The sequence below is a fragment of the Sphingomonas crocodyli genome (assembly GCF_004005865.1).
Lineage (GTDB): Bacteria > Pseudomonadota > Alphaproteobacteria > Sphingomonadales > Sphingomonadaceae > Rhizorhabdus > Rhizorhabdus crocodyli.
Genome location: NZ_SACN01000001.1, coordinates 839,243 through 853,820, shown reverse-complemented (window position 1 = coordinate 853,820; position 14,578 = coordinate 839,243). Strand labels below are relative to the sequence as shown.

General features: G+C 64.8%; 11 protein-coding genes. 2 read left to right on the top strand and 9 right to left on the bottom strand.

The annotated features are described in order from the left end of the window. Window positions 1-191: 191 nt before the first annotated feature. Together EOD43_RS04050 and EOD43_RS04045 are read right to left on the bottom strand one after the other, a co-directional pair. A complete protein-coding gene (locus tag EOD43_RS04050) occupies window positions 192-2,051 on the bottom strand; it encodes a M2 family metallopeptidase (RefSeq protein ID WP_127741332.1) in 1,860 nt (619 codons plus the stop codon). A gap of 90 nt (window positions 2,052-2,141) precedes the next feature. After that, on the bottom strand, window positions 2,142-2,954 hold the full coding sequence (locus tag EOD43_RS04045) for an SDR family NAD(P)-dependent oxidoreductase (protein WP_127741330.1): 813 nt from the start codon (window positions 2,952-2,954) through the stop codon (window positions 2,142-2,144). 85 nt (window positions 2,955-3,039) lie between these two features. Here EOD43_RS04045 and EOD43_RS04040 point away from each other — a divergent pair, with 85 nt between their 5' ends. Continuing rightward, window positions 3,040-3,684 carry a TrmH family RNA methyltransferase gene (locus EOD43_RS04040; RefSeq protein ID WP_127741328.1) on the top strand — a complete coding sequence of 215 codons (645 nt, stop codon included), beginning with the start codon at window positions 3,040-3,042 and terminating at the stop codon, window positions 3,682-3,684. Between the two features lie 9 nt (window positions 3,685-3,693). Here EOD43_RS04040 and EOD43_RS04035 read toward each other — a convergent pair whose 3' ends face one another. Together EOD43_RS04035 and EOD43_RS04030 are read right to left on the bottom strand one after the other, a co-directional pair. Beyond that, on the bottom strand, window positions 3,694-4,104 hold the full coding sequence (locus EOD43_RS04035) for a BLUF domain-containing protein (RefSeq protein ID WP_164857082.1): 411 nt from the start codon (window positions 4,102-4,104) through the stop codon (window positions 3,694-3,696). A 92-nt stretch (window positions 4,105-4,196) separates the two neighbouring features. After that, window positions 4,197-5,597 carry an APC family permease gene (locus EOD43_RS04030; RefSeq protein WP_240653068.1) on the bottom strand — a complete coding sequence of 467 codons (1,401 nt, stop codon included), beginning with the start codon at window positions 5,595-5,597 and terminating at the stop codon, window positions 4,197-4,199. A 152-nt stretch (window positions 5,598-5,749) separates the two neighbouring features. Here EOD43_RS04030 and EOD43_RS04025 point away from each other — a divergent pair, with 152 nt between their 5' ends. Beyond that, entirely contained in the window at window positions 5,750-6,040 is a 291-nt protein-coding gene (locus EOD43_RS04025; protein WP_127741322.1) for a hypothetical protein, read from the top strand. Between the two features lie 26 nt (window positions 6,041-6,066). Here the strand turns inward: EOD43_RS04025 and EOD43_RS04020 are convergent, their stop codons facing one another. The 5 genes from EOD43_RS04020 to EOD43_RS04000 form a co-directional block, all read right to left on the bottom strand. After that, a complete protein-coding gene (locus EOD43_RS04020; protein ID WP_127741320.1) occupies window positions 6,067-6,840 on the bottom strand; it encodes an alpha/beta fold hydrolase in 774 nt (257 codons plus the stop codon). Beyond that, on the bottom strand, window positions 6,821-7,264 hold the full coding sequence (locus EOD43_RS04015; RefSeq protein ID WP_127741318.1) for a GFA family protein: 444 nt from the start codon (window positions 7,262-7,264) through the stop codon (window positions 6,821-6,823). The genes EOD43_RS04020 and EOD43_RS04015 overlap by 20 nt, the downstream gene beginning before the upstream one ends. Window positions 7,265-7,587: 323 nt before the next feature. Then, window positions 7,588-8,193, bottom strand: a complete 606-nt coding sequence (locus EOD43_RS04010; RefSeq protein WP_127741316.1) for a LolA family protein — start codon at window positions 8,191-8,193, stop codon at window positions 7,588-7,590. A 208-nt stretch (window positions 8,194-8,401) separates the two neighbouring features. Further along, window positions 8,402-13,453, bottom strand: coding sequence for a hypothetical protein (locus EOD43_RS04005; protein WP_240653067.1), 5,052 nt, complete (start codon window positions 13,451-13,453; stop codon window positions 8,402-8,404). A 16-nt stretch (window positions 13,454-13,469) separates the two neighbouring features. Further along, a complete protein-coding gene (locus EOD43_RS04000) occupies window positions 13,470-14,570 on the bottom strand; it encodes a DUF11 domain-containing protein (RefSeq protein ID WP_127741314.1) in 1,101 nt (366 codons plus the stop codon). Between the last annotated feature and the right edge of the window lie 8 nt (window positions 14,571-14,578).

The following is a 14,578-nucleotide window of genomic DNA, read 5'->3' as shown; positions in this document are numbered from 1 at the left end:
GCGCGCCGCCCTGCCGATGTCCAAACAAAAAAGCAAGGCCAATTGGGATCGAATCGACGCCTTTAGTGCAAAGGTTCGATCCGCTTCCGTTCCGGATGTAAAGAAAGCCGACAAGTCTGTGCCAAAGCCGCACAGACTTGTCGTTCGATCAGTTTACAATTTCGACTCGATTCAATCGAACCGAATTGGATTCACCATCCGCACTGTTGGCCTTTGTTCTGTTCTTGCAGCCACGTCATCAGCGGCTGGAAATAGGCGATCATCGCCGATCCATCCATTTCGCGGGTGCCGGTGAAGGCCTCCAGCGCGTCGGGCCAGGGCTTGGATGCGCCCATTTCCAGCATGGCGTTCAGCTTCTCGCCGACCTGCTTGTCGCCGTAGAAGGAACAGCGGTGCAGCGGCCCCTTCCAGCCCGCCTGATCGCATGCCGCCTTGTAGAACTGGAACTGCAGGATGCGCGCCAGGAAATAGCGCGCATAAGGCGTGTTGCCGGGGATATGATATTTGGCGCCCGGATCGAAGCCGGTGTCGCTGCGCTCGGCCGGCGGCGTAATCCCCTGATATTGCAGGCGCAGGTCGGTCCACGCCTTGTTGTAATATTGCGGCGGCACCGCGCCGGAGAACACGCCCCAGCGCCACTTGTCCATCAGCAGGCCGAACGGCAGGAACGCCACCTTGTCCATCGCCTGGCGCAGCAGCAGGCCGATATCCTTGTCCGCGCTCGGCACCTTCGCCTTGTCGAGCAGGTCGATCTGAACGAGATATTCGGGCGTGATCGACAAAGCGACGAAATCGCCGATCGCTTCGTGGAAACCGTCATTCGCGCCGTTCATGTAGAGCAGAGGCTGCTTATTATAGGCGCGCTGATAATAATTGTGGCCCAGTTCGTGGTGGATCGTGACGAAGTCGTCCGAATTCACCTTGGTGCACATCTTGATGCGCAGATCGTCCTTATTGTCGAGGTCCCACGCCGATGCGTGGCAGATCACCTCGCGGTCGCGCGGTTTTACAATCTGCGATCGCTTCCAGAAGGTGTCGGGCAGCGGCGCGAAGCCCAGCGACGAATAGAAGCCCTCGCCCGTCTTGACCATCTTGACCGGGTCATAGCCCTTGGCGGTCAGCAGATCGCCGATATCGTAGCCGATGTCGCCCGCGCCCTTGGGTGCCACGATGTCGTAGATATTGCCCCATTCCTGCGCCCACATATTGCCGAGCAGGTCGGCGCGGATCGGGCCGGTCTTGGCCTGTACCGCATCGCCATATTTCGCGTTGAGCTTGGCGCGGGTGTAGCAATGGACCTGATCGTAGAGCGGCTTCACCTGCAGCCACAATTTGTCCATCATCTTCGCGAAATCGTCGGCGGGCATGTCGTAACCCGCGCGCCACATCGCGCCGACATCCTTGTAGCCGAGTTCGACCGCGCCCTTGTTCGCGATGGCGACCATCTTGGCATAATCGTCGTGCATCGGCGCGCCGACATTGTCGTGCCAGCTGACCCACATCTCCTTCAGCTGGGCGGGGTTCCGGTTGGTCCCCATCTCCGCCTCGATGTCGGATCCGTTGATCTCCTTGCCGTTCAGCGTGCCGCGGCCCTTGCCGTACATCGATTGGATGCGCGTCGCGATGTCGTTCAGTTCCTTGGCCGCACCCGGCGTCGACGGCGCGGGCAGGACGAGGCCCTGCTTGAGGAAGTCGAGCTTGCGCTTGGTGTCGTAGCTCAGCCCCTGGACGCCGTCATATTTCGCCGCGCCCTTGGCGAAGCGCACGCCCATTTCGGTGCCCTCGGCGCCCACGCGCGCGGCGACCGCATCGGTATCGTCGGTGATATAGGTCGCGTTGATCCACGCGACCTGCGCGCCGTAGAGCGAGAAATCGCCATATTCCTTTTCGACCGACGCGACATAGGCGTCGGCATCGGCCGCCGTCGGCGCGGCTTCGGCGGTCTTCGCCGGCGCGGCCTCATCCTTCTTCTTGGCCAGTGCCGGCGTGGCGGACGCGAGAATGGCGGCAAGCGCCAACGCGGACGACGCCGCGCGGATCGCGATCTTCATGGAAACCCCTTTGCGAAAATATCTTGATTGCAGCGATGTGAGCAGGGGGTGACGCGCGGGTCAAGTGCGGTGTGTTAAGACAGCAGGGCGCTAGGTGTTTTCCCTGAACACCGGCACCACCCCGACGGTGAGCCCGCCGTCGATCACCAGATCGAGCCCGTTGATATAGCCCGCCTCGTCGCTGGCCAGATACAGCGCGGCATAGGCGCTGTCCCACGCCGTCCCCTGCCGCCCCGTGGGCGACGCCGCATGCCGCGCCGCGCGATACGCCTCCCCGCGCTCGCCCATGTTGCGATACGTCATCGGCGTATCGAGCATCCCGATCGTCAGCACGTTGGCGCGAATACCCTTGGGCGCATATTCCCACGCAATCTTGCGCGTCATCTGCTTCAGCGCGGCCTTCGACATCGCGTAGGAGAAAGCCTGCCCCCGGTCGGTCGCGACATTGCCGTGGTGCGATGATACGGTAAGGATCACGCCCCGCCCCTGCGCCAGCATCGGGGGAATCGCCGCGCGCGATGCATGCCACGCGCCCTTCATGTTGACGTCCATCACCCGATCGAAATCGGCCTCCGCCTCGGTCAGCAGATCGCCCCGGCTGGCAATGCCGACGACGTGGAGCAGCACATCGATCCGCCCGTGCGCGGCGATCGTCTCGGCCACCGCGCGCTCCATGTCGGCGGCGACCGCGACATTCGCCGCGATCGTCAGCGGGCGCGTGCCCGTTTCCGCTTCGATGATCGCGGCGGTCGTGGCGGCGGCATCCGGGTCGATGTCGGAAATGACGACACGCGCCCCCTCTCGGGCGAACAGCACCGCAGCGGCCTTGCCGTTGCTCCAATCCTCGCTCTTGGCGCCGCCCCCGTTGATCAGCGCCACTTTGCCGTCCAGCCGTCCCGCCATCGCTCTCTCCTATTTTCTTGGAGCTTGCTTAGTCCAACGATAGGAGCACAGCCAAATCACCGCACGTTATCGACCCGAGGAAGGCATGGAAGAAATCGTCGAAACCAAATCATCCGCGCGCAAACGCGCCGACGAGATCAAAGCGTTCCGATGCAAGAACCTGATCGCCGTGCTCGAATGCCCGACCGACGTGAAGAATATCGGAACAGTGATCCGCAACGCGAACGCACTTGGCGTTGAAAAGGTGTATGTCGTCGATCCTCGGCACGCGCTGCCCGACGACTGGCAGGATTTGCGCGAAGCAAAGTCGGTCTCCAAAACTTCGGTATCTGCCGTAAAATGGACGTTCGTCCGCCGTTTCGATAGCACCGACGATTGTTTTGACCACCTTGAGAAGAAGGGGTTCAAATCGATCGTCACTTCGCCGCATGTCAAAGGCAAGACCAGCATTTTCCTCCATGAAGGCGATTATACCGAACACCATAAACTTGCGGTTTGGTTCGGCAGCGAGGCGATTGGCATCAGCGATCGTGCAGTCGAACGAAGCGAGATGTGTGTCAGCATCCCGATGTTTGGGATGATCGAAAGCCTGAATCTCGGCACCAGTTCGGGCATCGTCCTCTACGAGGTGACCAAGCAACGCCGCGAGTATCAGAGCCGGTACCGGCTGCGCGATAAGCGAGGCGAGCGCGAGTTTGCGTTGCCGACCGTGATGGCTCCACAGTCCTGATCGACGTCGCTAACCGACGAACTCCACCATCAGATTCGCAAGCGCCTTCGCCGCCTTCGCGCGGGCTTCGTCATCGGCCGCATCGAGCACGCGCATGACGTAGCTCGCCACCCCGGTCGACGATCCCGAATAGGCCATGTTCCATCCCGCGCAGCGCCGCATAGCGATCGGCCCGCGCTGGACGACCTGCAGATCCCGGTGGCGGGGGTCGGCGTGCAGTTTCGCGAGCAGGGCGTCGACCGCCTCCTCCTCGCCTTCCAATATCTGCGCGAAGTGCGTGCCGGTGAACAGCAGCGCGCCGGTAATATCGACCGTGGGGTTATGCGCGCGCGATGCCGCCGCGATGCGCGCGACCTCATAGGGGGCGTCTTCCACCGTCATCGTGCTGGAACTGATATAAAGCAGGGACATCAAGGACATTACGACACCGTCGAATCTGATCATCCACCTCAGGCGCCACCTGATCAAATCTACACCGCTATGCTACTTCCCATTTGGGGATCCGTGCGACTTTAGGCGAGCGCGGAGCGACGAATCGAATATCCAAAGTAGATAAGGCACGCCGCCGCGATCCATCCTGCGAACAGGGCATAGGTATCCTGCGGCAATCCGACGATCAGGTAGAGGCAGAAGCCCGCGCTCAGAATCGGCAGGATCGGATAGAGCGGCACCCGATATCCGCGCGGCAGATCGGGCCGCGACCGGCGCAGCAAGATCACCCCGATCGAGACGGCCGCGAAGGCGATCAGCGTCCCCATGCTCGTCAGGTTGATCAGCACGTCGAGCGGGAAGATCGCCGCGAGCAGCGCCACGCCCGCCGCCACGATATAGCTGTTCTGCCGCGGCACCCCGCGCCGCCCGTCGACCCGCTGGAACAGCTTGGGCAACAGCCCGTCGCGGCTCATCGCATAAAGGATGCGCGTCTGGCCGTAGAGGACCACCAGCGTCACGCTGAAGATCGACGCCATCGCGCCCAGCGACAGCAACACCGCCGGCCACGCCGCGCCGGTCAGATTGTGGAGGATGACGGCCAGCCCCGCCTCCTGCCCCGCAAAGGCTGTCCACGGCTGCGCCCCGATCGCGGCGATCGCGACCAATATATAAGCGGCGGTGACGATCAGCAGCGACAGGATGATAGCGAGCGGCAGGTTACGCCTGGGATTCTCCACCTCCTCGCCCGCGGTCGAAACCGCGTCGATCCCGATATAGGAGAAGAAGATCGACGAGGCCGCCGTCCCGATCCCCACCATCCCCTTGGGCGCGAAAGGATGGAAATTGTCGGCCGAAAAATGCGCGATCGCGATCCCGACGAACAGCGCCAGCACCGCCAGCTTGGCGAACACCAGCACGGTATTCGCCGTCGCCGATTCCTTCGCACCGCGCAGCAGCAGGATCAGGCACATGCCGATCAGCAGGATGGCGGGCAGATTGAAGATCCCCCCGCTCCCCGGCGGCTTCGCCAGCGCATCGGGGATGTGCCAGCCGGTCGTGATCGCGAACAGCTCGTTGAGATATTGCCCCCACCCGACCGCAATCGCCGAACAGGACACGCCATATTCGAGCAACAAGCACGCCCCGATCAGGAAGGCCGGCAACTCGCCCAGCGTCGCATAGGCATAAGAGTAGGACGACCCGGCCACCGGCACCGCCGACGCGAGTTCGGCATAGCAGAGCGCGGTCAGCGCGGCGGTGATCCCCGCAATCACGAACGACAACGTCACCGCCGGCCCCGCCTCGGGCACTGCGGTGGTCAGCGCCACGAAGATGCCGGTCCCGATCGTCGCCCCGACCCCCAGCATCGTCAGATGCAGCAACCCGATCGACCGCGCGAGCTGCGGCTTGTCCGGATCGTCCTCGACGATGAAGCCCGTGATCGGCTTGGCGCGGACCACGGCGGCAAGGAGCGATGCCATCGTCATAATGTCTGCGATTCCACCTTGTCTGTTGCCGTCCGGCAGCCGCCACTCAAGCAGCACCTCCTATGCGGATCGAATGGCTTTGGCGAGCAGGGCGGTGCTTGCAAAAGCCATGTCGCCACCCGACCTCTTCAAAAGAAGGAGACGTCATGGCCGAGACAATGGTGGAACGCGTTGCGCGCGCTCTTGCACAGGCAAATCCGGAACCCCGCGATCCGGACGCGCCCCAACCCAATGGCGAACCGACCTGGAAGCTGTTTGCGCCGATGGCGCAACGGGCGATGGAGGCGATGCGCGAGCCCACCGACGGGATGAAAGAAGCCGGCGCCGAGGTCACTCGCTACATCGGCACCAACGAAGCCATCGACGCCTATGAAGGGGACGCGGCGAACGTCTGGCGGCTGATGGTCGATGCAGCGATCGGCTCAGCCCTCGAGTGACGGGCTGAAATCCGCCTCGCGGGCGATCAGAACCAGTCCGCGATCGCGTCGCCCATGTCGGGGAGCGTGACGGCGCTCATGTGATTGCCGGGGATTTCCACGAACGTTGCGTCCGGCAACGCGTCGGCGAGCGCCTTCGCCGATCCATTGTCGTGATCGTCCGAACCCGTCAGCACCATAATCGGCATGTCGAACCCGTCGAGCGCCGCGCGCGGGATTGCGGGAAAGCTGTCCATCAGCAGGAGCAGAGCTTCGGGATCGCCGCCCGTCGTCTTCAGGAAAGCCTCGGCCATCCACTCGGTCGAAAATTTCTGGTGCGTGCCGCGCCCTTCGAGGACGCCGCGATAGAAATCGGCGCGGTTGGCGAGGTCGAGCAGCCCTTCGAGGCCCATGCCCGACAGCATCGCCTTGCCCGGCTTCGCTCCGCGCGTCAGCATTCGCGCGGTCGTGCGTCCACCCAGCGAATAACCACCCAGGTCATAATCGCCGGGGCCGAAGCCGAGCTGTTCAACGAGGCCCAGATTGTCGTCCGCCAGAATATCGGCCGTATAATCGGTCTTTTCGTGACTCCGCGCGCTTTCGCCGTGAGCGCGCAGATCGGGCATGATCACCCGCCGGCCCTTCGCCGCCAGCTTCGCCGCATGGCCATATTTCACCCAGTTGGTGAAGGCGTTCGAAAAGAGTCCGTGAATCAGGATCAGCGGGCGTCCGTCCGCCGGCCCCATTTCGTGCCACGCCATCTGGTCGCCATGCGCGCCCTTGAAATGGTGGGTGCTCAGCTCAGTCGGGGAGTTTGCCAACGGTCTTCATCCAGCGATCGACAGTGGAAGGATTCTGGTCGATCCGGTAGCGGGGCAAGTCCGCCGTGTCGATCCAGCTTTCGTGCATCGTCTCGACCCCGAAATGATGTTTGGGCACGAAACGCGAAGGATCGTCGAAGCTGCCGACGGTCAGGTCGATATTCTCGCTATCGGGATAGACGAAGCCCAGCGGCGTTCCGCAGGCCGAGCAGAAGGGCCGCTGCGCGATCGGCGAACTCGCATACCAGTCCGGCTCGTGCGCCCACGCCAGATCGGCCTTCTTCAGATTGACGAACGCGATCGAAACCCCGCCGGTCGCGCGCTGGCACATCCGGCAATGGCACAGATAGGCATCGTCGCTGGCGATCGTCGCGCTGTACCGCACGCGCCCGCACTGGCAGCCGCCGGTCATGGTGGTGGTCATCGGTGGAGCTTAACATCTTAATCCTCCCCCGCCAGGGGGAGGTGGCGCCGAAGGCGACGGAGGGTGAGGACACGAAACCTCCAGTTGGCCGTCGCCCTCCCCCTCCGTCAGCTTGCGCTGACACCTCCCCCTGGCGGGGGAGGATGAAATACGGCCAGAAAAGGAATGGCCCCCGCTCCGGGGGCGAGGAGCGAGGGCCTACCTGGCGTTCTTCACGCGAGGCGGGACGCGATGGTATCCCGGACAACAGGGGGAATTCCGGGCACCGCGACCGCATGAACATCTCTAGACGGGCGTTCCTGTCGCCCACATGAACGGGGCGATTATTTACCGAGGCTGCGCGGGCGCGGATCGTCCCATTTGAACGTTCTGTCGCTGATCGGGGTGCCATAGGCCTGATTCGACAGCCGCACGGTCGATCGGCCGTTCTGCGCATCGAGCACGGTCCACCCCTGCAGCGCGAGGCCGCCAGGGCCGTTGCCCTTCGAAAAGACGATGCTGATCGTGCCGAATTCGGGGTGCTTGGGATCGCGCCCCTCAACCATGATCGCGCCCGGCACCGGCGACGGCACCGGCTTCACATAACGCGCGATATCGCGCTTCGGATCGATCAACACCGACAGCGGCGATCCGCCCACCGGCCAGCGCGACACCTGCCGCACCGAATAATCGATCATCGTCAGCCACTTTCCGTCGCCGACGATCAGCAACGGCACGCCTTTCTCATATTGGAATCGGACGCGGCCGGGCTGGCGCAGGCTGATCTTGCCCGACACCGCCTTGCCCGCCTTGTCGGTCTGCACGAAATCGGCGGTCATCGTGGTGATCCCGCGCAGATGCGCCTGGATCTGGTCGAGCGTCGGCTCCGCTGCGGCGGCGGGCGCGGCGATCGACAAGGCGGCAACGACAGGCAGGATGAAGGGACGCATGGGCTTCTCTTTTGTCAGGACGCTGCCCCTATGCCGGGCGCGGGCTGAATTGGGAATGAAGCCGTAACGACGAGAGCCGAGATTGTTTCCTCTCTCCACACGTCACCCCGGACTTGATCCGGGGTCCAGCTGCCTCCTCCAACGCTGGAAGAGAAGGAAGAAGCTGGACCCCGGATCAAGTCCGGGGTGACGGTGGGATTGGGGTGCCTTACCGCCCCCCCCCCTTCGCCTTGCCGCCCATCGTCGCGATCGACTGCTGGTCGAACTTCAGGCGCAGCGTGACGTACGGTCCCTGCTTCAGATATCGATTGTCCTCGAAATCGCGGTCGCGGAAGCCCTTCGCGTTGTAACCCACGCTGATCCACAGATTGTCCGCCGGCGATACGCCCACCGAGGGACCGAAGCTGTAGGCCAGAGTCTTCTGCGTCCAGCTGTGTTGCACGTTGACGCTCAGCCCCACGTCGACGCGATGCCCGATGTCGCGGCGCAGATCGAAGCCCGTCACGTCGATGAGACCATCGAACTTGTCGTCGTCGAACTTGCCCCGCACATATTTCACGCCGCTGTAGAGGGTCGCCTCCCACTTGCTCGGCCACGCCTCCAGCCCCGAGCGCCAGTTGACCGCCAGGTTGTTGACGATCCGGGTCGACAGCGCGTCCTGCCCGTTGGCCGTGCCCACGCCCAGGACATTGCCCGCGCCCACGCCCGCGTCGCCGCGCTCGTGCCGCACCTCCAGCCGCTCCAGCACCGCCCAGCGGCTGTCGAGCGGCCGCCACGCCACCGCGACATCGCCGGACATCAACGCCGCCACCGAACCGTTCTGGTTCTTGATCCGGTAGGCGCGCAGGCTGGATGCGATCGTGCGCCCTTCGCCCAGCCGGCGCATGACGTTGCTGGAAATGCCCCACCGATCGGCGCTTTCGCCCTTGCGCCCTTCGATGCGGCCGTTCCACGACCATTGGCCGTACTGGAAGCCGGCGCCCAGGCTGATCGAGTCATAATCCTCGTTCAGCCGGCCGTCCTGCCCGATCGACCCGATCGTCGATACGGGCTGGAGCGGATTGACGATATCACCCTCAGCGATCTTGCCCTTGATCGTGCGGCTGCTGTCGAATCCGGCGTCCACCGTCCAATGCTCCCCGATCGGCAGCGACTGGGCCAGGCCGAACTGCGCGAAGCTGCGCGGCCCATTTTCACCCACCACCTCCCGGTTGCCGGTCGTGCTGATCTTCGCCCCCGCCCAGGGGCTCAGTTCGAAACCGGCGCGGATGTTGCGCGCCGAATAACGCGCCCCTTCCGCAAACTCCGTGCCGCCGATCAGGCGAACGCTGTCGCTGATCGTCCACGCCGCCGTCACGCTGCGCCGCACGGGGAAATCCAGACTGTCCTTCTTGCCGCCCAGCGCGAACTGGTTCTCGGCCGCCACGGTCAGCTTGTGCTTGAAGAAGTCGCGCGTGCCGCCGACGGCGATCAGGCGCGAATCCCGTTCGACATTGGCATTGCCCTTGTCGTCGGCGATCTTGACCCCGGCATGCAGGGTCATGTCGTCGCCCTTCCATTCCAGCCGCGCGTCGATCGCGTCGCGCGTCGCCGGACCGGTCAGCGATTCCTGATGCCAGACGGAGGTGGAGGCCGACAGCCCCTTCCAGATGCGGATCCGCCCGTCCGCGCCGTACTTGCGCGTCCCCGCCTCGACCACATTCTGCTGGCCCAGCCCGAAGCGCGCATCCTGCTGCCGCACATAGGCGAGCAGGTCGGTGCGGCCGTCATGATGCTCGACCTCGGCGATATAGGCGCGGTTCTGCTTCAGCCCGTCCGGCCCGCCCGTCGCCGCCTCCGCGCGCAGCGTGGTGGTGCGCGTGATCTTGGCCTTCAGGTCGACGCCGCCCAGCGTCGCATTGCCCAAGGTCTCGTCGCGGATCAGGTTCGCGCCCACCTCGACCCGGCCGTTCAGCAGGGTCGCGGCCGCGCGGCCGCCCGCCACCAGCCGCTTCGTGCCGGTGCCGTAGAGTTCGTAATCGGCGACGATGAAGACCGGATTGCCGTCCAGATCGCGGGTCGGCACCGGCGCCTTGAAGGTCAGCGTGCCGTTGGTCGCATCGACATCATAATCGATGTGGCGGCTCAGCTGGCGGGTCTCGATGACGAGTTCGGAGCGGAAGCGATCGCGCGTCTCCAGCCGCACCAGATCGCTGTTCGGCACGATCTCGCGCGCCCGCAGGCGATAGGGGCCGGTCAGCCCGTTGCCCTGAATCTCGTCGCGGCCGTGCAGGTCGTCGCTGTTCGCGGCGAAGGCGGCGATCGACACGCTCTTGGCGCGGAACTCGCTCTTGAAGCCGTTCAGCGTGCGGTTGAACTTGGTCAGCTGCCCTTCGGTCAGGTCGGTACGGAAATCGCCGAACAGCGCGTAGAATTGCTGCCGCTCCAACCGCAGGTACAGCTTGCCGCGCGTCGCCGCGTCATAGCCCTGCTGGCTGCCGTCGCCATAGACGGTGTAATAACGATCGGGATCGATCACGCCCATCAGCCCGCGATCGCGATCGACCTTGCGGTCGCTGTCATAGGCGATCGTCGCCAGCCAGCTGCCCTTGATCCGGCCCTTGGCATAGAGCGCGACCTGGCCGTCGGTGATCGTGTCGTTCTTCTTCAGGCCGCCGGCCTTCTTCGCCTGACCCGACAACACCTGATGCCCGAACGTGCCCGCGCCGAAGCCCACGACCACCCAGTCGCGCGCCGCCGCCTGCAACCAGGGGCGAACCTCCTCGGTGCGCGCACGGCCGTCGGTGGGGAAGCTGAACACCATCCGCGCGGCGCCCGCCTGTGCGGTGGGATCGAGCGGGATGTAGGCGATGCCCTCATCACCCGTCACGCGCGCGGCGGGCGAGCTGTTGCCCAGCCCCTGCAACGGGCGTGCTTCCTGTGCCGCCGTCTCCATCGCCGCGCGATAGGGCGCGTCGATCGTGAAGGCGGCGGGGGTGCCGGCACGCACGGGCTTGCCCTCGCGGTCGGTCAGCCGCACCGCGATCACCGGCTTGGTCACGCCATCGGCGATCAGCTTGGAACGCGCGGGCAGATATTCGGCATGCGCGGCGACGTTGGCATAGTGGACCGTGCGGCGCAGGACGGCGACTTCGCGGCCGCTTGCGTCGGTCACGCGCGCCTCGACCTGGTTGTCGCCATCCTTCAGCGGCAGGCCGCTCCACTTGGCGATCACGATCTGGCCATTGCCGTCGCCCTGATCGCGCAGCAGTTCGTCGACGGGCGCGCCGTTGACGCGCAGCGCGACCTTTTGCCCCGGCAGATGCTTGATCACGACGCGCAGCACCGGCGCGCGCGGATTATGGTCGGTCGTCGGGAACAGGAAATCGACGCCCGGCTCGATGCCGTCCAGCCAGTCGATCCCGTTGCCCGCCGCGCTCGCATCGTCGGCGGCCTGCGGAATCACGGCTTCCTCAGCCTTTTCCTTGGCCGGATCGCGGTTCAGCACGAAATCGATGCGCTGCAGCGTGCCGCCCTGCCCTTCGACGAAGCGCGAAATCGCGCTGCCGGCGGTGCGGGTGTCCTTTTCGCAGTCGATCGGCGTCAGCGACGCCGGCAATCCGCCGACATCGAGCTGGACGACGTGCCTGCCGGCGCGAACCCCTTCAAAATGGTACAGACCATCTTTGTCCGTTACCACATAGGTTCCATCCTCCATCAGAATCCGGGCGTTGGCCACGCCCTTTCGCTGTTCGAAGGGAATCTCGCACGGCCCCTGGGTCACGCGGCCGATGATCGTGATGGCGTCGGTGTTCAGCAGCGGGCGGATGCGCACGCTCGCGCGGCCTTCGGCGCTGCGTTCGCCGTTCGCATTCATCGCGATCGCGCGGTTCAGCGCCTCGCCGACGGGCGCGCCGGGCGTGACTTCCACCGTATAGCGGATTTCGGCCGCACTTCCGGGCCGCATCATCGGCGCACGGAAGGTCAGGCTGCGTCCGTCGCCCGAAACGTCGGGCTCGGCGATGCCCCGCGTCGATCCGCGGCGATAGCGAAGCCCGGCGGGCAGGACGTCGCTGATCGTCACGCCGACCGCCGACAGATTGGCGTCGCGGTTCACCAGGCGCAGGCGGTACTGGATCACATCGCCGGGCGAAGCGGTGCGGGTCGAAGCCACCTTGTCGAGGGTCAGCGCGGCATTGCCGGGATCGAGCGGAATATCGACCTGCAGCGGCTCGGGATCCGACAGCAGGAAGGCCTGTCCATAGGACGGGCCGTCGATGATATAGCTGCCGGCCGGGCCTTCCAGGGTCGCGAGCTGGGCGGGCGTCGCGACCGATGGAGCGGCATAGCCTTCCGGCGGCTCGATCTTGAGGTGATAACGGCCCGCCGCGAGCAGCGGGAAGCGATACCGGCCGGGCGAGCCGGGATAGAGGGCGCCGCTGGCGTCGGACACCGTCTCGCCGCTCAGCATCGTGTTGGGATAGGCGCTGACCCCGTCGTCACCGAACACCTGGGCGGGCAGTCCGGTGGCGTCGTTGATCACGGTGATACGGGCGCCGTTGACGACCTGGCCCGTAACCGAGTCGAAAACGAACCCAAATGGATCTATCAGGGCGTCGTCGTCGCTATTGTTGGTTCCATCCTCGTCGCCGTCGAAGCTGACGTGGATCCTGTCACGGCGACGGATCTGCAGATGGCAGTCGTCCTGCACGATCGACGCGATCGCGCTGGGCAGCGCGCCGGCATAGATGCCGGTATCTTCGCCGGTTTCCTCCAGCCGCAGATGCTCGACGTCCCCGAAAGCCGACGTCAGCGTCACTTCCTCGAACTCGCGCACATTCGGGTCGCGATTGCCCGCCGGATTGGTGAGCTCGATCAGGATCGGGGCGGTCGACGCATAGCTGTGCGTGTCGCTATAGGCGCCGGCAGGCGGCTCCTCGGCCAGCCCGTCGCCATCGAAATCGGTGAGATCGTTTGTGCCGTTGCGGCACATCGCAATCGGCAGCTTGTTGGCATAGTTCGCGGCAATGCGCGTGAAGCGGACAACGGCCGGCGGCCCCTTGGCCGTCGTAGCCTGAACTTCGTTCGAGCTGATCGTCTGCACGGCGCCACCATTGGCGCGGAACGACATGCTCGCCGTGTTCGAAATGGTCGCGGCCCCCGAAGCGGTCGATAGGACCGCCGCGAAGGCACATAGCGCTCGCGCCAGCGGGCGGCGGACGAAGCCCAGGGAGTTGGCTTCGCCGCCGCCCGCGCGCTGCCGCGCGTTCAAGGCAGACAATAGGCGCAAGTGCGCTTTAGTTGACGGTCACGCGGAAGCGAGTCGTCACGGTGCTCAACGCCGGGACGGTCGCGATCAACGAATGGATCTTCGTATTGTCGAACGAACCCGTCGTGCCGTCGGCATCGTCGGCGCCGCTCGTATCGTCATCCTCGAACGATCCATCGGCGACGCATGCACCCAGCAGGGTCGAACCGCCGACATACAGGCTGCCCGGAACATAGGTCGAATTGGCGGGGATGGCGTCTTCCACCACCACGTCCTGCGCCGTGCCGGGGCCGGCATTGGTCACCTGGATACAATATTCCACGGTCGCGCCCGGAATCGCCTTGGGCAGCAGCGAACCGTTGACCGGATCCATGATCGTGGTCGCGGTCTTGATCGCGGTGACGGCGGCGGTGCCCACGACATATTCGTCGAAGGCGGAGAAGCGGCCGTCGCGAACCGCGTCGATCGCGCCCTGGCCATCGGCGAAGACGTTGTCGACGGCGCCCGGATTGTCGCCCAGCAGCGACGCGATCGTATCGGCGCCCAGCGCGCCGCCCGTGCCGCCGGTCGCGGCGACGGCGGTCAGCGAAATCCCGGCCACCGCGTTGGACGGGCCGGTCGCGGGAATGTCGGCGACGATGAACACCGCCACGCTGGCGTCGGGCGCCAGTTCGTCGACAAAGGTGCCGGTGTCGACGCCCGCATCGTAGATCCCGTTGCCGTTGCTATCGACGAAAACGCGGATGTTCGAGACGGTATAATTGTCCTGATGCCCGAAGATCGTCGAAACGAGCGCGAGCTGCTCGGTCGCGAACAGACGATAGTCCATTACCGAGTTGGTATTGTTGGTGACGGCGAAGGTCGTCACCTGGTTGGTCGAACCGAAGGTCACGGTCGTCGCCGCGCCGCCGACTTCGGACACGGTGACGTTGACCTTGCGGTCGACCAGGAAGTTCGCGGCGTTCGACGAGACCGGGCTCTGCGCGGTGCCGCCGACCGAGAAGTTCACGGTCGCGGTGTTCGTCACGGTCGTGCCCGCGACGGTGCCGGCGGCATGCGCGATGCCGGGCATGGCCAGTGCCAGGGCGGAGCCCGACAGCAGCAAGGGGTTGATAAACTTACGCAACATGACTGACT

Coding starts and splice junctions, on each gene's coding strand:
- EOD43_RS04050 (WP_127741332.1), bottom strand. CDS start 2,051: ATGAAGATCGCGATCCGCGCGGCGTCGTCCGCGTTGGCGCTTGCCGCC.
- EOD43_RS04045 (WP_127741330.1), bottom strand. CDS start 2,954: ATGGCGGGACGGCTGGACGGCAAAGTGGCGCTGATCAACGGGGGCGGC.
- EOD43_RS04040 (WP_127741328.1), top strand. CDS start 3,040: ATGGAAGAAATCGTCGAAACCAAATCATCCGCGCGCAAACGCGCCGAC.
- EOD43_RS04035 (WP_164857082.1), bottom strand. CDS start 4,104: ATGTCCTTGATGTCCCTGCTTTATATCAGTTCCAGCACGATGACGGTG.
- EOD43_RS04030 (WP_240653068.1), bottom strand. CDS start 5,597: ATGGCATCGCTCCTTGCCGCCGTGGTCCGCGCCAAGCCGATCACGGGC.
- EOD43_RS04025 (WP_127741322.1), top strand. CDS start 5,750: ATGGCCGAGACAATGGTGGAACGCGTTGCGCGCGCTCTTGCACAGGCA.
- EOD43_RS04015 (WP_127741318.1), bottom strand. CDS start 7,264: ATGACCACCACCATGACCGGCGGCTGCCAGTGCGGGCGCGTGCGGTAC.
- EOD43_RS04010 (WP_127741316.1), bottom strand. CDS start 8,193: ATGCGTCCCTTCATCCTGCCTGTCGTTGCCGCCTTGTCGATCGCCGCG.
- EOD43_RS04000 (WP_127741314.1), bottom strand. CDS start 14,570: ATGTTGCGTAAGTTTATCAACCCCTTGCTGCTGTCGGGCTCCGCCCTG.